This window comes from Leptothrix mechoopdaensis (SeqCode), from assembly GCF_053893855.1.
On the sequence record NZ_CM132699.1, the window covers coordinates 4,549,049 to 4,567,011 of the forward strand.

Sequence of the window (17,963 nt, forward strand, 5' to 3'; positions counted from 1 at the left end):
GTCGATCGCCTCAGAGCGTGTCGCGGCCGGGGCGGTCCCACGACGCGGCGGCACGCAGCAGGCGGTCGAGGTCGCGGCGGACCTTGGCCGGGTCGAAGTCGACCGGCATGCGCATCATCCACTGGCCGTGCGGGTCGACCAGGTAGAGGTGCTCGCCGAGCTGGCGCCCGGCTTCCGGTTCGAGCCAGCTGGCCAGCTGGCCGTCGATGGCGCGCAGCACGGTGGCCTGGGCCATCGCGGGGAGCACCGCTTCGCGCGGTGCCTGACCCGTGACGAGCCAGACACGGTCGACCCGGTCCTTGTCGCGGCCCAGGCCCTCGCGCAGCTGGCGCTGGGCATAGAGCAGCTTCTCGCAGGTGGCGTCGCAGGCGCCGTCGGCGACGACCACCAGCAGCCATTGGCCCCGCAGCGAGCGCGGGTCGACCGGCTGGCCGGCGAGGTCCTGCAGGCTCAGCTGCGCCGGCGCCGGCAAGGCCCGCGGCGGCATGATCAGCGTGCTGTAGTTGGTGTGCGACTGCGGCCGGATCACGTAGTAGGTGAAGTAGGACGCGATCACCGGCGCGGCGCACATCAGCAGGATCAGCAGCATGCGCAGCCGGCCGCTGCGGGTGCGCTGGTCCGGATCGATCGGCTGGGCCGGCAGGCTGTGCACCGTCAGGCCGAGCGGCGCATCCTCGTCAGGCCGGGGCGCGGCGACGCTGCTGGAGTCGTGGACGGATGAGTTGGAACCAGACATAGAGTCCTGCGCACAGGGCGCTCAGGGCGAACCATTGGGCGGCATAGCCCAGGTGCTTGTGGATGTCGACGGCCGGCAGCGGCCAGTCGCGCAACAGCGGTGCCTCGTCGGCCGCGACCGGGTCGGTCTGCAGGATCGAGGCCGGCCGCAGCGGCAGGCCCAGCGCCGAGGCATGGGCGGCGAGGTCGAGATTCTGGCGGATGGCGCCTTGCCCGGCATCGCCGAAGTCGTACAGCTTGGACGGCGGCGGGGCAATCCGGCCTTGCAGCGTGACGTCACCGGCGGGCGTCGGCACCGGTGCCAGCCGCGTGCGGTCCTGCGCGTCGCGCGGGATCCAGCCGCGCACCACCATCACGGCGTCGTCCGGTCCGAGCAGCAGCGGCGTGACGACGTGGAAGCCGGGCCGGCCCTGCATCTGCCGGTTCTCCAGGTAGACCGTGCCGTCGTGACGCCAGCGCCCGTGCAGCGTGACCAGCCGGTCGTGGAAGGCCGGGTCTGCGGCGCGTCCGGCCGGCCATTCGGCCTGGGCCAGCGGCGGCAGGGCGTGGCGGCTGTCGATCTGCTGCTGCAGCCGCGTCTTCTGGTCCGCCCGGTCGAGCTGCCAGATGCCGAGCCGCGCCGTCACCGCGCAGACCGTGATCGCGGCGACCAGCACCACGAATCGGCGCCGTCGCTCCGCGCGCGACGGCTTCGGCGGAGGGGGGGTGGAATAATCTGGCGCCATGAAACTCATCATCGGACTGGCCTTCGTCGTCATTCTCGGAGCGCTGGCCTCGGCCGGTGTCTTCATGCTCAGGCGCCCTCGCGAGGACGCGGGTCAGGACGAGCGGGGCCGCATGGCACGCGCGCTGACGGTGCGCATCGCCGCGTCGGTGGCGATCTTCCTGTTCGTGCTGCTGAGCTGGTTCATGGGCTGGATCCATCCCACGGGCGTTCCGCTCAAGCCGATCTGATCCCTGATTCGCCAACGAAAAGAGCGCCCGCGAGGCGCTCTTTTCACATGTCCGGATGCTTCGCTGGCCGCAAGGCCAGCGTGGCCTCACAGCCAGTAGACGACGATGTACAGGCCGAGCCAGACGACGTCGACGAAGTGCCAGTACCAGGCCGCGCCTTCGAAGCCGAAGTGGCGCTTGGCGCTGAAGTGGCCCTTCTGCAGGCGCAGCGTGATGAACAGCAGCATCAGCATGCCGACGAACACGTGGAAGCCGTGGAAGCCGGTCAGCATGAAGAAGGTCGAGCCGAAGACGCCCGAGGACAGCTTCAGGTTCAGCTCGCTGTAGGCGTGCGAGTACTCGTAGCCCTGGAAGCCCAGGAAGACGATGCCCAGCAGCACGGTGACCCACATCCAGCGGATGCACTTGGCGCGCTGGTCGGCGATCAGCGCATGGTGGGCGATGGTCAGCGTCACGCCCGAGGTCAGCAGCAGCGCGGTGTTGATCGTCGGGATCGGCCACGGGCCCATCGTCGAGAAGGCATCGATCGTGCCGGCCGGCGAGGCCGTCGCACCCGCCGCGACGCTCGGCCACAGGGCCTTGAAGTCGGGCCACAGCAGCGAGTTCTCGAGGCTGCCCAGGCTCGGCACCGACTGCACGCGCAGCCAGTACAGCGCGCCGAAGAAGGCGGCGAAGAACATCACCTCGGAGAAGATGAACCAGGCCATGCTCCAGCGGAAGGAGACGTCGATGCGGTCGCTGTACAGGCCGCCTTCGCTCTCGCCGGCCGCCTGGCCGAACCACTGGCGCAGAACCACCGCGACCCAGACCAGGCCCAGCAGCAGGGAGTAGGCCCCCCAGCCGTGACCGTTGACCCACTGGCCCGCGCCGAGGATCACGAAGAACAGGCCGATGGCCATCATGACCGGGTGCCGCGAGGGTTCCGGGACGTAGTAGTAGGGCGTGGCGCCCTTGCTCGCTGCCGACATGTCTAGCTCCTGAAACTGGCTGATGTCTGTGGTTGTCTGTAGAGGCGAACCGGCGGGTTCGGTCGGATGTCGGTTCAGGTGGCCGCGCCGCTGGCGACGATCCACTTCACCAGCATGACCAGGCCCAGCACGAAGAGCAGGGCGGCGATCACGCCGGCGATGATGACGTGGACCGGGTTGAGCCGATTCACGTCGTTCTGGTAGTCACGGCCGCGGCGGATGCCGAGGAAGGACCAGGCCACGGCGGTGGCGGTCTGGCGGAACGACAGCTTGCGCTGTGCGGCCGCCTTGAGGTCGGCGCCGGGCGCGGCGGTGTCGTCGGGGGTGTTGCTCATCACGATCCCGGCGTCGCCACCGGGGCGATGGAAGGACTCACGGCGGCGCTGCTGCCGTTGGCGCCCTTCACCTTGGCCCCGACCTCGAAGAAGGTGTAGGACAGGGTGATGGTGGTCACGTCCTTGGGCAGCTTCGGGTCGATCACGAACACCACCGGCCACGACTTCGCTTCACCGGGCTTGAGCGTGTACTCGTTGAAGCAGAAGCACTCGAGCTTGTTGAAGTGCGGCGTCGCGTTCTGCGGTGCATAGCTCGGGATCGCCTGGGCCGCCATGGTCCGGTTCTGCACATTGCGGAACTCGTACAGGACGGTGGTGATCTCGCCCGGATGGACCTGCACCGAACGTTGTGCCGGCTTGAAGTCCCACGGGCCGCGGGCGTTGGCGTCGAACTCGACGGTGATGGTGCGGCTGCGATCGACCTGGGTGTTGCGCAGGGCCTCGTCGCGCGACGACCGGCCGGCCTGTCGCGTCTCGGCCAGCGACAGGACGTTGATGCCCATCGATTCGCAGATCGCGCGGTACAGCGGCACGAGCGCGTAGCCGAAGCCGAACATCAGGCAGGCGATCAACGCCAGCTTGCCCATCATCCGCACGTTGTCCAGCTGCAGGGCGTTCGAACGGCCCTGGGCGGTGGTGCGAGTCTCGCGCGTCATCAGGTTCACTTCCCCAGCAACATGACCTTGGCGAAGAAGCCAAGGAAGAACACCAGCGCGACGCTCGCCAGGATCAGGCCGAGCTTGCGGTTCTGGCGGCGCTTGTCGTCGGGCAGGTTGGACATGGTGCGGTACTGCGGTGGAAGTCGATGGGCGGGAGACACGCGTCACGCCGTAGCGTTCAGCCGATCACCTTGGTGGCGGTCGCGTCCAGCTTCGGCGGGGTCTCGAAGGTGTGGAACGGCGCCGGCGACGGGATTTCCCACTCGAGGCCTTCAGCGGCTTCCCAAGGCTTCTGCGGCGCCTTCGGACCCTGACCGCGCATCATCGGGATCACGACGAACACGAAGAAGTAGACCTGGCACAGACCGAAGCCCAGGCCACCGATCGACGCCACGGCGTTGAAGTCGGCGAACTGCAGCGGGTAGTCGGCGTAGCGGCGGGGCATGCCGGCCAGGCCGAGGAAGTGCATCGGGAAGAAGGTCAGGTTGAAGAAGATCATCGACAGCCAGAAGTGGATCTTGCCGCGCGTCTCCGAGTACATGACGCCGGTCCACTTCGGACCCCAGTAGTAGACGCCCGCGAACATCGCGAACAGCGAACCCGCCACCAGCACGTAGTGGAAGTGCGCCACGACGTAGTAGGTGTCCTGCAGCTGGATGTCGATCGGGGCCATCGACAGGATCAGGCCGGTGAAGCCGCCCATCGAGAACACGAAGATGAAGCCGACGGCCCACAGCATCGGGGTCTCGAAGGTCATCGAGCCGCGCCACATCGTGGCCACCCAGTTGAAGACCTTCACGCCGGTCGGCACCGAGATCAGCATCGTCGCGTACATGAAGAACAGCTGGCCGGTCAGCGGCATGCCGGTCGTGTACATGTGGTGGGCCCACACGATGAACGACAGGATCGCGATCGAGGCGGTCGCGTAGACCATCGAGGCGTAGCCGAACAGCTTCTTGCGGGCGAAGGCCGGGACGATCTGGCTGATGATGCCGAAGGCCGGCAGGATCATGATGTAGACCTCGGGGTGACCGAAGAACCAGAACACGTGCTGGTACAGGATCGGGTCACCGCCGCCGGCGGGGTTGAAGAACGTCGTGCCGAAGTGGCGGTCGGTCAGCGTCATCGTGATCGCGCCTGCCAGCACGGGCATCACCGCGATCAGCAGGTAGGCCGTGATCAGCCAGGTCCACGCGAACATCGGCATCTTCATCAGCGTCATGCCGGGGGCGCGCATGTTGAGGATGGTCACGATGATGTTGATCGAACCCATGATCGACGACGCGCCGAGGATGTGCATCGCGAAGATGCCGGCGTCCATCGAGGGGCCCATCTGCAGCGTCAGCGGCGCGTAGAGCGTCCAGCCGGCCGCCGGTGCGCCACCGGGCATGAAGAAGCTCGCCACCAGCATGATGGCCGCCGGGATCATCAGCCAGAAGCTGAAGTTGTTCATCCGGGCGAAGGCCATGTCGGAGGCGCCGATCTGCAGCGGCAGCATCCAGTTCGCGAAGCCGACGAAGGCCGGCATGATCGCGCCGAACACCATGATCAGCCCGTGCATCGTCGTGAACGAGTTGAACAGCTCGGGGTTCACGTACTGCAGGCCCGGCTGGAACAGCTCCAGGCGGATCAGCAGCGCGAGGATGCCGCCGACCATCAGCATGGCAAAGGCGAACAGCAGGTACAGCGTACCGATGTCCTTGTGGTTGGTCGCGAAGACCCAGCGACGCCAGCCATGCGGCGCGTGGTGGTGGTCGTCGTGTCCGTGTCCGTCGTCGTGGGCGTGGCCACCGGGGTGGAGAACTGCGCTCATGGGTCTGATACCTCTCGGTTGAGCCTGGATTACTTGCGAGCCGCGAGGACGTCGGCCGGCTGCACGATCTGACCGGTCTTGTTGGACCAGTTGTTCTTCGTGTAGGTGATCACGGCGGCGATCTCGGTGTCGGACAGGGCCTTCCACGACGGCATCGCGCCGTTGTTCTGGCCATTGAGCAGGACGGCGATCTGCTTGGTCTTGTCGGCGTCGAGCACGACAGCAGCAGCGTCCAGCGGCTTGATCGGGCCGGCGCCCTTGCCGTTGGCCTGGTGGCAGGCCTGGCAGTTGGCGGCATAGACCTTCTCGCCACGTGCGACCAGGTCGGGCAGGGCCCAGACCTTGGCGGGGTCATCGGCCTTGGCGGCCAGCTTCTTCTTCTCGCCGGCGACCCAGGCGGTGTAGTCCTCTTGCGAGAGCACCTTCACGTGGATCGGCATGTAGGCGTGTTCCTTGCCGCACAGCTCGACGCACTGGCCGTGGAAGTCGCCGACGACCTCGGCGCGGAACCAGGTGTCACGCACGAAGCCGGGGATGGCGTCCTGCTTGATGCCGAACTGCGGCACGGTGAACGAGTGGATGACGTCGTCGGCCGTGGTGATCAGGCGGATCTTCTTGCCCACCGGCACGACCAGCGGGTTGTCGACCTTCAGCAGGTAGTCGTCGATGTCGGCGGGCTTGCCCGAGTCCGACATCACGCGGTGGCTGACGTCCAGCGTCGACAGGAAGCCGATACCTTCGCCTTCGCCCTTCAGGTAGTCGTAGCCCCACTTCCACTGGTAGCCGGTGACCTTGACGGTCAGGTCGGCGTTGGTGGTGTCCTTCTGCGCGACCACCGTCTTGGTGGCCATCGCGCCCATGCCGATCACGATGATGAAGGGCACGACCGTCCAGGCGATCTCGACGGCGATGCTCTCGTGGAAGTTGGCCGGCTTGTGGCCCTTGGACTTGCGATGCTTGATGATCGAATAGAACATCACGCCGAAGACCGCGATGAAGATCACCGTGCAGATGATCATCATGATCCAGTGCAACTGGTGCAGGGTCTCGGACATCTTGCTCGCGCCGACCGGCAGGTCAAGCTGTCGGACGGCGGGGCCGCCGGGCAGGTCGTTCACCGCCCAGGTCGCGGGCGCGGCCATCGCGGCAAACGCGGCCAGGCTGGCATGGGCCAGGTGCCGTCGCAGAGCATTCATGGTCTTCATCGTCTTCACTTTCCGTTCATCACCCGGTGGGCGCCCGGACATCGCCGGGCCAGCCGCACTGCGCTTGAGAGTTGCCTGACCATCCACGCCGCCCCGACGGCCGGGGCGTTGCAGGATCACTGTGCCCCAGGCCTGGAGGCCGAGGCATCCAGATCGGTCCGGATGCCTTGGCAGGGCACTGGGTGCGCCTGGGGCACGCAACACCTCGCGCCGTGCCACCTCTGACACGAAGCGGCCCGCGACGATGCGCGGGCCTTGGTGGGGATCAAGTCAAGGGCATGCAGCACTTGATCAGGATCATTGCGTCGCCTTGCAGCTCAACCCGTGAATTCTACGAGGGGCCAACCGGCTCGCAAAGAATGTTCACAAGTCGAAGGGTCGTGTGGCGTCATGCACCGTCCGACAGGTTGCGTCGGCGCGTCATTTCGCGCATCGAATCGAGCGAGATCGCGGTCTCCGCACTGACTTTTGCCCGTGTCACAGGCCGGAAGGCGTGGCCATAGATGATTTCGAATGTCAGTGTCAGGCGGCCGTCAGGACCGGCCAATGCGCGACCCAGTTCGAGCAGCAGCGCCTCGCGCCAGCGACGCGTCCGCAGCCCCGGATGCCGTTGCGGATGGGTGTTGCGGCCGAGCGTGCGCAGTTCGGCGAGCATCGCTCCGGCGTCGGCCCAGGTCAGCTTCAGTGTCTCCATGTCCATGACCGGATCGGCGAACCCGGCCTTCACCAGCTCGTCGCCCAGGTCATGCATGTCGATGAACGGACTGGCCGGTTCGCCCCAGCCGGCGGCCGCCCAGATCGGCCGCAGCTCGCGCAGCGTGTCCGGGCCGAAGCACGAGAACATCAGGAAGCCGTCGACCCGGATCGCCCGGTGCCACTGCGCCAGCAAGGCTGGCAGCGGATCGGCCCAGTGCAACATCATGTTGGCCCACAGCAGGTCGACCGGCGGCGCGTCGGGCGCCTCGCGGCTGGCGACCTTGTCGATCAGGCCGCGCCACCAGGGCTTGCCGGGGGCCGTGACCGGGCGGGCGCGGACCGCCGCATCGTCCGCGTCGACCTGCCAGAACCGGGCCTGCGGGCAGGCGGCCCGCAGCGGGTCGTCGCCATCGGCGTGTTCGCGCCACCAGTCCAGGACCTCGCCCGGCGGCTGTCGGACCAGGCTGAGCCGGTCGGCCATGCGGCGCGCGATCTCGCCATGCAGCCACGGTTGCGGGGCACCGTCCCGACGGTGGCGGCGCAGGCGCCGGACGGCGGCGGCATCGAGCAGCGTCCTGCCGTCCTGACCATGCGGAACGGCCGCCTCCGCGGGTTGTGCAGGGGCCTGCGAGGGGGCCGGTTGGGGGGGCTGGACCATGGTGGCGCGGCAGTATAGTGAGCCGCTCCATGGCCCCGACACCCTTGCGGAACGCCCCGTTCCAGACGCGCTTTTCCGCTGCGATCGCATCGGCGCGGGGTTGGCTCGGCGGGCTCGCGGGGCATGCCTGCCTGCTCTGCGACGCGTGGACGTCCACGGTCTTCTGCCCCGATTGCCTCAGCCGCCACGCGGCGCCGCGCTGGCGTTGCGGTCGCTGCGCGATCGGCTTGTCGACCGGGCTCGCGGACCGGCTTTCGCAAGGCCGGGACGCGGGGCCGGTCACCGACGACGCGATCTGCGCCGATTGCCGGATCGAGCCGCCGCCCTTCGATGCGGCCTGGGCGGCGCTCGACTACGGGCCGCCCTGGGACCGCCTGATCGCCGCGTTCAAGTTCCACGCCTCGCCCGAACTGGCCCGGCCGCTGGCCGCGTTGATGCGCCGGTCGATGCCGGCCGGCGCCGAGCGTCCGGCCGAGCTGGTGCCGGTGCCGCTGACCGCCGAACGCTGGCGCGAGCGTGGCTACAACCAGGCCTGGGAACTGGCGCGGCGACTCGGTCCGGCGCTCGGCCTGCCGGTGCGCGACGGGCTGATCGAGCGGCTGGTCGGCGGCGAGCACCAGGCCGCGCTCGGCGGCGAGGCGCGACGGCGCCAGGTGCGCGGTGCCTATGCCGTGCCGCCCGATGCGCGCTCTGCGCTGGCCGGGGTCCATGTCGGGCTGGTCGACGACGTGATGACGACCGGCGCGACGCTGGCCGAATGCGCTCGCGTGCTGCGCCGCGCCGGCGCCGGGCGCGTCACCGTCTGGGCGCTCGCACGCACGCCCGATGATTGACCGGCTGACGGCTCGGCATACTGCGCGGCCGTTCCGATCGCCCCGTGCCCGCTCGGGTTGAAGCCATGTTCCACATCGTCCTCGTCCACCCCGAGATCCCGCCCAACACCGGCAACGTGATCCGGCTGGCAGCCAACACGGGTTGCACGCTGCACCTGATCGAGCCGCTCGGTTTCTCGATGGACGACAAGCTGCTCAAGCGCGCCGGGCTGGACTATCACGAGTACGCGCCGGTGCGTCGCCATGCCGACTGGGATGCCTTCCTGCGCGCCGAGGCGCCCGATCCGGCGGCGATGTTCGCCTTCACCACCCGGGGCAGCCGGCCTTTTGGCGAGGTGATGTGGCCGGTCGGTGCGTGGTTCGTGTTCGGCTGCGAGACCGCCGGTCTGCCCGAGGCCATCCGCGTGCGCTTCGAGCCGGCCCAGCGCGTGCGCCTGCCGATGCGGCCGGGGCAGCGCAGCCTCAACCTGAGCAACGCGGTGGCGGTGACGGTGTTCGAGGCCTGGCGCCAGCACGCTTACGCCGGCGCCGGCTGAGGCCGGATCGCCCCCGGCGGCCCTACTCGTTGCGGGCTTCGCGCTGCATCAGCAGGCCGACGGCGGCGCGCGGCGCCATGCGGCCCTGCAGCACCGCGACGACGGCCTCGGTGATCGGCATCTCGACGCCGCACTGGCGGGCGCGTTCGAGCACTGTGTGGGCGCTGTAGACGCCTTCGGCGACATGGCCGAGTTCGGCCAGGATCTGGTCGAGCGTCTGGTCCTGCGCCAGCAGCAGGCCGACGCGGCGGTTGCGCGACAGGTCGCCGGTGGCGGTCAGCACCAGGTCGCCCAGGCCCGACAGGCCCATGAAGGTCTCGGCCCGTGCGCCCAGCGCCAGCCCGAGCCGGGTCATCTCGGCCAGGCCCCGGGTGATCAGCGCGGCGCGCGCGTTCAGGCCCAGCGCCATGCCGTCGGCGATGCCGGTGGCGATCGCCAGGACGTTCTTGACGGCGCCGCCGACCTCGACACCGACGGGGTCGTCCGAACCGTAGACGCGCAGGCTGCCGCCGTGCAGCGCGGCCACGGCGGCCTCGCGCAAGGCGGCGTCCTGGGTGGCGGCGACCAGGGCGGTCGGTTGCTGGCGGGCGACCTCGAGCGCGAAGCTCGGGCCCGACAGCACGCCGCAGCGCAGGGCGGGCGCAACCTCGCGGGCGATCTCGTGACCGAGCCGGCCGGTGCCCGCCTCGAAGCCCTTGCTGAGCCAGAGCGTCGGCAGGTGTTCGGGGATGCGCGCGAGCATGCCGCGCAGGCCGGCCATCGGCGTCGCGACGATCACCAGCCCGCCGCCCGAGGCCGGATCGGCATGGGCCAGCGCGGCGGCCAGGTCGGCGCCGTGGCGCAGCGAGCCGGGCAGCTCGACGTCGGGCAGGTAGCGCTGGTTGCGCTGCGACCGCGCCATCTCGGCGACCTGGTCGGCGTCCCGGCCCCACAGCAGCGTGGGATGGTGGCGGGCGGCCTGGGCGGCCAGCGCCGTGCCCCAGGCACCGGCTCCGAGCACGGTGATCTGCATGCTGCGTGGAATCTTGGGGAGTGAAGGCGGAAGGGCGGGACGCCGGAGCGTCGTCACGCGGCGGTGGCGCGGCGCCACCGCCGGGGCGGCATCAGGCGTTGCCGGCGGCCTGGCCTTGCTGGGCCTCGTACATGGCCTGGAAGTTCACTTCGGCCAGGTGCACCGGCGGGAAGCCGGCGCGGCTGATGACGTCGGCGACGACGGCACGCAGGTAGGGGTAGACGATGCCGGGGCAGGCGATGCCCAGGATCGGCTGCATCTGCTCGGGGTCGATGTTGCGGATCTCGAAGATGCCGGCTTCCTTGGCCTCGCACAGGAACAGCGTGCGCTCGCCGAGGGTGGTCGTCACGGTGGCGGTGACGGCGACCTCGAACATGCCTTCGGCGATCGGGGCGACCTCGACCTGCAGGTTGATGTCGACGTTGGGCTGGCCCTGCTCGACCAGGATCTGCGGCGAGTTGGGCTGTTCGAGCGACAGGTCCTTGAGGTAGACGCGCTGGATCTGGAAGACGGGCGTGTCGCCCGCTGCGGCTTGTTCGTCGGCCATGGTGTGAGGTCTCGGTCGGTGGGACGGTCGTGAAGACGGGGCTTGCGCCCGGGGACCGGACGGGTCGCCTCGGACGGCGGCGGATTATGGCAGTCGCTCCCGGCCGGTCCGGCGGGCCCGCGACCGGCCTGCTGTCCGCCGGACGCGACAGGGCGGCGGGTGGCCCGAAATGGAAGCGTGATCCAGTTCACGAGATTCCTGTTCAGTTTTTCTGAACTGAAAAAACCGATTCGACAAAGCCGCGAGCCCCCAATCCTTATGAATACCTTCGGGCATTGGGTCAAAACTCGCTGTTTCTGCCGACTGCCGGCGATCCGAAAATTACGCGTCGTTAAGATAAGAAATCCCTAAGGTGGATTTCACGCCCGGCGACGACGCCTGTGCCGCGCTCCTTTAGCGAGCAATCCTTATATTCATCTGAACTCGCCGGCGATTCTGTCGCTGTCGGTCCGCGTGCGGCCCCCGGCTCAGGTATTTCTCATTGATGCAGCCGCACTTAATATCCTTTCACTGGCTGCCGATAACCCACCCGAGGGTCTCTTCGGCAAGCCTGGTGAGGGGCAGAACATGACATTGACGGATATCGGTTTCTGGAACGTGACGCGGACCGCGGCCCGGTTGCTGGCCGGTCTGGCGCTGACCTGCGGGTTGGCCAGCCAGGCGGGCGAGGCGCCGGTCGAGGTCTGCTCGCCGGCCCATGCGGTGACGATCGCGCCGGGCGTGACCCGGACGGTCGCCGCCTATCCGATGCCGGCGGTCTCGATGCAGCGCGCCGATGGTCAGCGGGTCCAGCTGGCGGACGTCCTCAACGACGGCCGGCCGGTGCTGCTGAACTTCATCTACACGTCGTGCAACACGGTGTGCCCGGTGACCAGCCAGGTGTTCCAGCAGACCCGCGAACTGCTGGGCAACCAGCGCGAGCAGGTCAACATGGTGTCGATCTCGATCGACCCCGAGCAGGACACGCCGCGCAAGCTGGCCGCCTACGCCCGTCGTTACGCGACGGCCGGATCGTGGACCCACCTGACCGGGACGGCGGCCGACGCCGTGGCGGTGCAGCGGGCCTTCGCGGCCTGGCGTGGCGACAAGATGAACCACCAGCCGGTGACCTTCCTGCGGATCTCGCCAGGCCAGCCCTGGATCCGCCTGGATGGTTTCGCCAGCCCGGAACAGCTCGTGGCGGAGTACCGCCGCGCTGCGGGTTCCGCATCCTGAGTTCCGTCGCGGCCGCCTGAGCCGCTTCCCTGCAGCCGCCGGCCTGTCGGCGGACTGCCCCTCCCGTTCCTGAAGTTCCAGCGTTCTCGAGCCAGCCAGCGCACCCGTTCCGGGTCGGCGCGAGGGTTCGTTCGTCCTGTCATTCTCCAAGGGGTCATCTGTGAAGAAGAGCAAGCAGTTTCATCCGACCGCGGTCCGCAAGGCCGTCGCCGTCCTGGCCACCCTGACGGCCGCCGCCAGCGTGCACGCCGGTCCGGGTTTCGGCGATGCGTACAACAAGAACAAGGTGCCCTTCATCATCGGCACCTACTTCGCCAACAGCCCCGCCGGCCAGCGCCTGTGGGTGCCGATGCTCGACGCCGCCGGCAATCCGGTGCTCGACGCGGCCGGCAAGCCCAAGCTGGCGCCGCAGGCCTATGACCCCGCCAACCAGGCGTCCTACGACGCGGCCGTCAAGGCGCTGTATCCGGCCGGCTACCCCGGCACCGGCAAGGCGCTGCGCAAGTTCGTCGACCCGCTGCCGCTGCCCGAAGGCCATGCGCTGACCCAGCTGGCCGGCAACGCGCCGCAGCTGAGCGACATCAGCCAGGGCGTCGTGGCCAAGTACCTGCCCGTTGCCAAGCCCGTGAAGTGGGTCAACCCGCAGGGCGTGGTCACCGGTGACGACTACTACGAGATCGCCTCGGTCGAATACAGCGAGAAGTTCCACTCCGACCTGAAGAAGGCCACCACGCTGCGTGGCTATGTCCAGATCGACCCGTTCGCGACCTATGGCTGGACCGCGCCGGCCGGCTGGACCAGCAAGGCCGTGCCGCTGACCTACCCGGACGGCAAGCCGATCCTGGTGGCCGCCGTCGACGCCAAGGGCAAGCTGATCCCCGGCGCCGCGAAGGTGCAGGCCAAGGCGGTCGACAACCCGCACTACCTCGGCCCGGTCATCCAGGCGACCCGCCATGTGCCCACCCGCGTCAAGTTCCTGAACCTGCTGCCGGTCGGCCGCGCCGAGACGATGGCCGGCTTCCGCAAGGAATGGAACGGTTCGGCCTGGGTCGACGTCGCCAACAAGGACATCAAGCTCGACGCCACCGGCCGCCCGCTGCGCCACGGCGACATCTTCCTGCCGCTGGATCCGTCGATCGCCGGCTCCGGCGTCGGCCCGGACGGCATCACCGAGTACACCCAGAACCGCGTCAACATCCACCTGCACGGCGGTGACAACCCGTGGATCAGCGACGGCACGCCGCACCAGTGGATCACCCCGGCCGGCGAGCTGGACGCGAACGATCCGTTGTCGATGATCGCCACGCTGGGTGGCACGGCGGCCGACCCGACGCTGGTCGACGAGTACACCCGCGGCCCCGGCGCCAAGAACGTGCCGGACATGAACGACCCGGGCCCGGGCGCCATGACCTACTACTTCCCGAACGGCCAGACGCCGCGCATGGAGTGGTACCACGATCACACCTACGGCGTGACCCGCCTGAACGTCTACGCCGGCCTGGCCTCGGCCTACCTGCTGACCGATGCCAGCGAGCAGGCGATGGTCGGCACCTCGCTGCCCGGCGCCGACGCGACCATTCCGCTGATCCTGCAGGACAAGACCTTCGTCCCCGACGACATCGCGCTGCAGGACGCGCGCTGGAACACCCGTGCCTGGGGCGAGCCCGGCGACATGTGGTTCCCGCACGTCTACGAGACCGTCCAGGACCCGAACCAGGACACCAACTTCAACGCGGTCGGCCGCTGGCACTGGGGCCCGTGGTTCTGGCCGTCGTTCCCGTCCGCCAACCAGCTGCCGTCCGGCGCCTTCGGTGATGTCTCGACGACGCCCGAGGCGTGGATGGACACGCCGGTCGTCAACGGCGTCGCCTACCCGACGCTGACCGTCGAGCCCAAGCCGTATCGCCTGCGCATACTGAACGCGTCGAACGACCGCAGCTTCACGTTCAACCTGTTCGTGGCCACCGACAAGCTGGCCGACGGCAGCACCAACCCGCTTGGCGCGACCGAAGTCTCGATGATCCCGGTGGGCTCGCGCGCGGTCTGTGCCGACCCGAACTCGACCCGCACCGACGCCTCCGGCTGCGTGCCCGCCAACTGGGCCCAGGACATCTACGGCCACAACGGCGGCGTGCCCGATCCGGCCACCCAGGGCCCGACCCTGATGCAGATCGCCAGCGAAGGCGGCTGGCTGCCCGGCGTGGCCTCCAAGGACCCGGCCCCCATCAGCTACCTGCTCGACAAGGGCCGCGCAGCCGTGCTGAACGTCGACTGGGGCACCAGCGGCCTGCACCTGGGCAACGGCGAACGCGCCGACGTGGTGGTCGACTTCTCGGCCTACTGCGGCAAGACGCTGATCGTCTACAACGACTCCGGCGCCCCGGTGCCGGCGGCCGACCCGCGCAACGAGTACTTCACCGGCTACGGCGACAACTCGAACACCGGCGGTGCCGAGGACACGCTGCCCGGCTACGGCCCGAACTCGCGCACGATGATGCAGATCAAGGTCGCGGCCTGCGGCTCGCCGATCACCGGCTCGAACGTCACGGCCGCCGCCGATCCGGCCCTGCTCGACCCGGCCATCAAGGCGGCCTACAAGGGTGTCCAGGAGACGCCCGTGGTGGCCCAGTCGGCCTACAACGCCGCCCTGCAGCCCAACCCGCTGTGGACCGACGACAAGGCCTTCGCGAACATCTACACCGGCTCGCTCAAGCAGCCGACCTTCGACTTCGTGCCCGGTTCGCCCGAGGTCTTCAACTCGGTCAACGTCGTCGACGCCGGCTCCGGCTACCTGACCCCGCCGGTCGTGTCGCTGAGCGCGCCGCAGACCGCCGGTGGCGTCCAGGCCACCGCGACCTCGTCGCTGAAGATCGACAAGCTGCACGTCATCAGCGGCGGCGCCGGCTACCGCGTCGCGCCGACCCTGACGATCACCTCGCTGGGCAAGGGCAGCGGCGCGGCCGCCAGCTCGCGCCTGAAGGTCAGCAACGTCCATGTCACCAGCGGTGGCAGCGGCTACGCGGCGGGCGGCCTGAGCGGCGTCGCCGTCAACAACGGCGGCAGGTATGCACCGGGCCTGGCCAGCGTGCCGGTCACCAACGGCGCCGGCACGACCGGCAACGCCTATGCGGCGGGCACGACCTTCCGCGTCGCCATCAGCGCCCCGGCGGCCGGTGGCGTGCAGGCCACCGCCGTCGTGCGCACCGGCTCGGTCCGCATCGGCCGCGTCAACTACCTGCAGGTCCAGGGCATCACGATCACCAACCCCGGCTCGGGCTATGTCACGCCGCCGACGGTGAGCGTGTCGGTCGTGACGGGCACGGCCGTCCGCGCGGCCACGCTGGGCACGCCGACGACCGCCATCGTGGCGCCGACGGTGACCTTCCCGGCCCCGGCCGGCGGCCTCGCCGCCACCGGCACGGTCGTGTTCGACGCGGTCAATGGCGTCGTCACCGGCGTGACCCTGAACTCGAACGGTTCGGGCTACTCGCAGGCCAACCCGCCGATCCCGCAGTTCAACGGCGGCTCCGTCGTCACGGCGGCATCGGCCACGACCACGGTCGGTGCGGGCACCACGGCGATCTTCGCCAAGCCCACCGGCACCGACGGCGCCGGCAACCCCGGCCGCCAGGCGACCGGCACCGCCGTCGTCGACGCGACCGGCGCCATCATCGGCGTGGCCATCACCGACGGCGGTTCGGGCTACACCTCGATGCCCAGCGTGACCTTCAGCCGTCCCGCCGGCACCACCGGCGCCAACGCGGTGGCGACGACCTACGGCAGCGTCAGCGAACTGGTGCTGGACGTGCCGGATCCGACCAACCCGTCGTCCTCGGGCGGCGGCGGCTACGACAACCTGTTGACGGCGGCGGCCGATCCGGCCGGCATCGCCGGTCTGACGATCACCTTCCAGACCCAGCCGGCGGTCGTGCCGGCGGCGGCGGGCTTCGCCTCGGCCATCGCCACGGCCGGTGCTACCGGCAAGGTCTTCGACATCACGCTGGGCAACCACGGCACGGGCTATGCCGCCTCGACCCCGACGGCGCCTTCCGCGACCGTGACCGTGGCCGCGCCGGGCCCCCTGCCGACGGCGCTGGCGGCGGCGACCACCTGGCCGCAGGCCGTCCCGGTGCAGGGCACGGCCGCCATCGACACCGCCAACGGCGGTGCCGCGACCGGCAAGTACCTGGTCAAGACCAAGGCGATCCAGGAGCTGTTCGACCCGACCTACGGCCGCCTGAACGCGACCTTCGGTGTCGAGATCCCGTACACCAGCGCGCTGACGCAGACCACGATCCCGCTCGGCTATGTCGACCCGGTGACCGAGGAGTTCGCCGACGGCGAGACGCAGATCTGGAAGATCACCCACAACGGCGTGGACACCCACCCGATCCACTTCCACCTGCTCAACGTGCAGCTGGTCAACCGCGTGGGCTGGGACAACTTCGTCACCCCGCCGGAAGCCAACGAGCTGGGCTGGAAGGAAGTGATCAAGATGAGCCCGCTGGAGGACGTGATCGTCGCCGTGCGTGCCAAGAAGCCGACCATCCGCACCGCCAGCGCGGACGGCACGTTCCGCCAGGGCGCCGGCTTCGGCCTGCCGCTGAGCATCCGTCGCCGCGACCCGTCGCAGCCGGACGGCGCGATGAGCGGCTTCACGCAGATCGATCCCAACACGGGCCTTCCGGCACCGGTGGCCAACGAGGTCAACAACTACGGCTGGGAATACGTGTGGCACTGCCACATCCTGGGCCACGAGGAAAACGACTTCATGCGGCCGATCAAGTTCAACGCCAACGAGGTGACGCCGCTGGCGCCCACCAGCGTGGCGCTGGACAGCAGCCGCACGCTGCTGACCTGGAACGATGTCTCCGACACCGAGACCGCCTACCGCGTCGAGCGGGCCACGAGCACCACGGGCGTCTTCACGCCGGTGGCCGCCGAGACCCAGCTGCTGCCGGCCAACAGCACCCAGGCCACGGTCGTGGCGCAGACCGGTGACGTGCGCTACCGCGTCACGGCGGTCGGCAATGCCGGCGGCACGCTGTCGGTGGCCGACGGCTTCAACGGCGAGGCCTCGACGGTCCTGGTGGTGGCCGCACCGCCCGCGGCCCCGAGCGGCGTCAGCGCGGTCTCGGCCGGCGCCACCAGCGTCACGCTGACGTGGACCGACAACGCGACCAACGAGTCCGGCTGGTCGGTCCAGCGCGCCACCGTGACCGGCGGCGTGACGGGCGCCTTCGCCAACGTGGGCGTCGCAGCGCCGGCGGGCACGGCTGGCACGGGCAGCGTCACGCTGACCGACACCGGCCTGACCACCGGCACGACCTACGTCTACCGCGTCGCGGCCCAGAACGCCGGCGGCCTGTCGGCCTACGTCCAGTCCGGCCAGGTCACGCCGACGGCACCTGCCGTGAACTTGCCGGGCAATGTGCTCAACCTGCAGAACGGCAGCGATGCGGCGGGCACGAACGGCAACAACAATGGCAACAACACGGCCAGCAGCAGCACCAACCTGAGCTGGACGGCACCGAACGTCACCGCCACCCGCGGTGCCGCGACGTCCTACCTGATCGAGTCGTGCAGCTACACCCGGGTGAGCCCTGCGTCCACCTGCACCAACTTCACGACCGTGGGCACGACGTCGAACCTGGTCTACCCGGTGACCATGAACGGCGCCGTCAACACCACCCGCTACATCTTCCGCGTCACGGCGGTGAACGGCGGTGGCACCAGCGCCCAGAGCAGGACGATCACCGTCAACCCGTGATCGACGCCGGGCGGGCAGGCTGCAAGG

At 69.2% G+C, this 17,963-nt stretch carries 16 protein-coding genes; 5 read left to right on the top strand and 11 right to left on the bottom strand.

Features of this window, described 5'->3' with window-relative positions; genetic code table 11:
* Nucleotides 1-10: 10 nt before the first annotated feature.
* Both ACWA7K_RS19870 and ACWA7K_RS19875 read right to left on the bottom strand, forming a co-directional pair.
* A complete protein-coding gene (locus ACWA7K_RS19870) occupies nt 11-736 on the bottom strand; it encodes an SCO family protein (RefSeq protein WP_456163554.1) in 726 nt (241 codons plus the stop codon).
* Nucleotides 678-1,394: an SURF1 family protein gene (locus ACWA7K_RS19875; protein ID WP_456163556.1), complete on the bottom strand. Its 717-nt coding sequence runs from the start codon at nt 1,392-1,394 to the stop codon at nt 678-680. Before ACWA7K_RS19875 ends, ACWA7K_RS19870 begins: the two co-directional genes overlap by 59 nt.
* Nucleotides 1,395-1,458: 64 nt before the next feature.
* Here ACWA7K_RS19875 and ACWA7K_RS19880 point away from each other — a divergent pair, with 64 nt between their 5' ends.
* Nucleotides 1,459-1,689 carry a DUF2909 domain-containing protein gene (locus ACWA7K_RS19880; RefSeq protein ID WP_456163558.1) on the top strand — a complete coding sequence of 77 codons (231 nt, stop codon included), beginning with the start codon at nt 1,459-1,461 and terminating at the stop codon, nt 1,687-1,689.
* A gap of 86 nt (nt 1,690-1,775) precedes the next feature.
* Here the strand turns inward: ACWA7K_RS19880 and ACWA7K_RS19885 are convergent, their stop codons facing one another.
* The 7 genes from ACWA7K_RS19885 to ACWA7K_RS19915 all read right to left on the bottom strand — a co-directional run bounded on the left by ACWA7K_RS19885 (nt 1,776) and on the right by ACWA7K_RS19915 (nt 8,023).
* Entirely contained in the window at nt 1,776-2,657 is an 882-nt protein-coding gene (locus ACWA7K_RS19885) for a cytochrome c oxidase subunit 3 (protein WP_456163560.1), read from the bottom strand.
* Between the two features lie 74 nt (nt 2,658-2,731).
* Nucleotides 2,732-2,992: a DUF2970 domain-containing protein gene (locus ACWA7K_RS19890; protein WP_456163562.1), complete on the bottom strand. Its 261-nt coding sequence runs from the start codon at nt 2,990-2,992 to the stop codon at nt 2,732-2,734.
* Complete coding sequence (locus ACWA7K_RS19895) at nt 2,992-3,648, bottom strand: cytochrome c oxidase assembly protein (RefSeq protein WP_456163564.1); 657 nt, start codon at nt 3,646-3,648, stop codon at nt 2,992-2,994. The genes ACWA7K_RS19890 and ACWA7K_RS19895 overlap by 1 nt, the downstream gene beginning before the upstream one ends.
* A 5-nt stretch (nt 3,649-3,653) precedes the next feature.
* Nucleotides 3,654-3,773 carry a cytochrome oxidase small assembly protein gene (locus ACWA7K_RS19900; protein ID WP_456163566.1) on the bottom strand — a complete coding sequence of 40 codons (120 nt, stop codon included), beginning with the start codon at nt 3,771-3,773 and terminating at the stop codon, nt 3,654-3,656.
* A gap of 56 nt (nt 3,774-3,829) precedes the next feature.
* Nucleotides 3,830-5,464 (bottom strand): cytochrome c oxidase subunit I, encoded by a 1,635-nt coding sequence (gene ctaD / locus ACWA7K_RS19905; protein ID WP_456163567.1) that lies wholly within the window; start codon nt 5,462-5,464, stop codon nt 3,830-3,832.
* Between the two features lie 29 nt (nt 5,465-5,493).
* Nucleotides 5,494-6,669 carry a cytochrome c oxidase subunit II gene (gene coxB / locus ACWA7K_RS19910; protein ID WP_456163569.1) on the bottom strand — a complete coding sequence of 392 codons (1,176 nt, stop codon included), beginning with the start codon at nt 6,667-6,669 and terminating at the stop codon, nt 5,494-5,496.
* Between the two features lie 388 nt (nt 6,670-7,057).
* Nucleotides 7,058-8,023, bottom strand: a complete 966-nt coding sequence (locus ACWA7K_RS19915) for a biotin synthase (protein ID WP_456163571.1) — start codon at nt 8,021-8,023, stop codon at nt 7,058-7,060.
* 227 nt (nt 8,024-8,250) lie between these two features.
* On the opposite strand from ACWA7K_RS19915, the gene ACWA7K_RS19920 reads away from it, so the two are divergent.
* Together ACWA7K_RS19920 and ACWA7K_RS19925 are read left to right on the top strand one after the other, a co-directional pair.
* Entirely contained in the window at nt 8,251-8,856 is a 606-nt protein-coding gene (locus ACWA7K_RS19920; RefSeq protein WP_456163573.1) for a ComF family protein, read from the top strand.
* Between the two features lie 65 nt (nt 8,857-8,921).
* A complete protein-coding gene (locus tag ACWA7K_RS19925) occupies nt 8,922-9,392 on the top strand; it encodes a tRNA (cytidine(34)-2'-O)-methyltransferase (protein WP_456163575.1) in 471 nt (156 codons plus the stop codon).
* Between the two features lie 22 nt (nt 9,393-9,414).
* Here the strand turns inward: ACWA7K_RS19925 and ACWA7K_RS19930 are convergent, their stop codons facing one another.
* Both ACWA7K_RS19930 and secB read right to left on the bottom strand, forming a co-directional pair.
* Nucleotides 9,415-10,404: an NAD(P)H-dependent glycerol-3-phosphate dehydrogenase gene (locus tag ACWA7K_RS19930; RefSeq protein ID WP_456163577.1), complete on the bottom strand. Its 990-nt coding sequence runs from the start codon at nt 10,402-10,404 to the stop codon at nt 9,415-9,417.
* Nucleotides 10,405-10,495: 91 nt separating this feature from the next.
* Nucleotides 10,496-10,951 carry a protein-export chaperone SecB gene (gene secB, locus ACWA7K_RS19935; RefSeq protein WP_456163579.1) on the bottom strand — a complete coding sequence of 152 codons (456 nt, stop codon included), beginning with the start codon at nt 10,949-10,951 and terminating at the stop codon, nt 10,496-10,498.
* 567 nt (nt 10,952-11,518) lie between these two features.
* Between secB and ACWA7K_RS19940 the strand changes: the two genes are divergently transcribed.
* Together ACWA7K_RS19940 and ACWA7K_RS19945 are read left to right on the top strand one after the other, a co-directional pair.
* Nucleotides 11,519-12,166, top strand: a complete 648-nt coding sequence (locus tag ACWA7K_RS19940) for an SCO family protein (protein ID WP_456163581.1) — start codon at nt 11,519-11,521, stop codon at nt 12,164-12,166.
* A 160-nt stretch (nt 12,167-12,326) separates the two neighbouring features.
* The gene (locus ACWA7K_RS19945; RefSeq protein WP_456163583.1) at nt 12,327-17,936 is read left to right on the top strand and encodes a fibronectin type III domain-containing protein; all 5,610 of its coding nucleotides are present in this window, start codon (nt 12,327-12,329) and stop codon (nt 17,934-17,936) included.
* Nucleotides 17,937-17,963: the final 27 nt, after the last annotated feature.

Coding starts and splice junctions, on each gene's coding strand:
- ACWA7K_RS19870 (WP_456163554.1), bottom strand. CDS start 736: ATGTCTGGTTCCAACTCATCCGTCCACGACTCCAGCAGCGTCGCCGCG.
- ACWA7K_RS19880 (WP_456163558.1), top strand. CDS start 1,459: ATGAAACTCATCATCGGACTGGCCTTCGTCGTCATTCTCGGAGCGCTG.
- ACWA7K_RS19885 (WP_456163560.1), bottom strand. CDS start 2,657: ATGTCGGCAGCGAGCAAGGGCGCCACGCCCTACTACTACGTCCCGGAA.
- ACWA7K_RS19890 (WP_456163562.1), bottom strand. CDS start 2,992: ATGAGCAACACCCCCGACGACACCGCCGCGCCCGGCGCCGACCTCAAG.
- ACWA7K_RS19895 (WP_456163564.1), bottom strand. CDS start 3,648: ATGACGCGCGAGACTCGCACCACCGCCCAGGGCCGTTCGAACGCCCTG.
- ACWA7K_RS19900 (WP_456163566.1), bottom strand. CDS start 3,773: ATGTCCAACCTGCCCGACGACAAGCGCCGCCAGAACCGCAAGCTCGGC.
- ctaD (WP_456163567.1), bottom strand. CDS start 5,464: ATGAGCGCAGTTCTCCACCCCGGTGGCCACGCCCACGACGACGGACAC.
- coxB (WP_456163569.1), bottom strand. CDS start 6,669: ATGAAGACCATGAATGCTCTGCGACGGCACCTGGCCCATGCCAGCCTG.
- ACWA7K_RS19915 (WP_456163571.1), bottom strand. CDS start 8,023: ATGGTCCAGCCCCCCCAACCGGCCCCCTCGCAGGCCCCTGCACAACCC.
- ACWA7K_RS19925 (WP_456163575.1), top strand. CDS start 8,922: ATGTTCCACATCGTCCTCGTCCACCCCGAGATCCCGCCCAACACCGGC.
- ACWA7K_RS19930 (WP_456163577.1), bottom strand. CDS start 10,404: ATGCAGATCACCGTGCTCGGAGCCGGTGCCTGGGGCACGGCGCTGGCC.
- secB (WP_456163579.1), bottom strand. CDS start 10,951: ATGGCCGACGAACAAGCCGCAGCGGGCGACACGCCCGTCTTCCAGATC.
- ACWA7K_RS19940 (WP_456163581.1), top strand. CDS start 11,519: ATGACATTGACGGATATCGGTTTCTGGAACGTGACGCGGACCGCGGCC.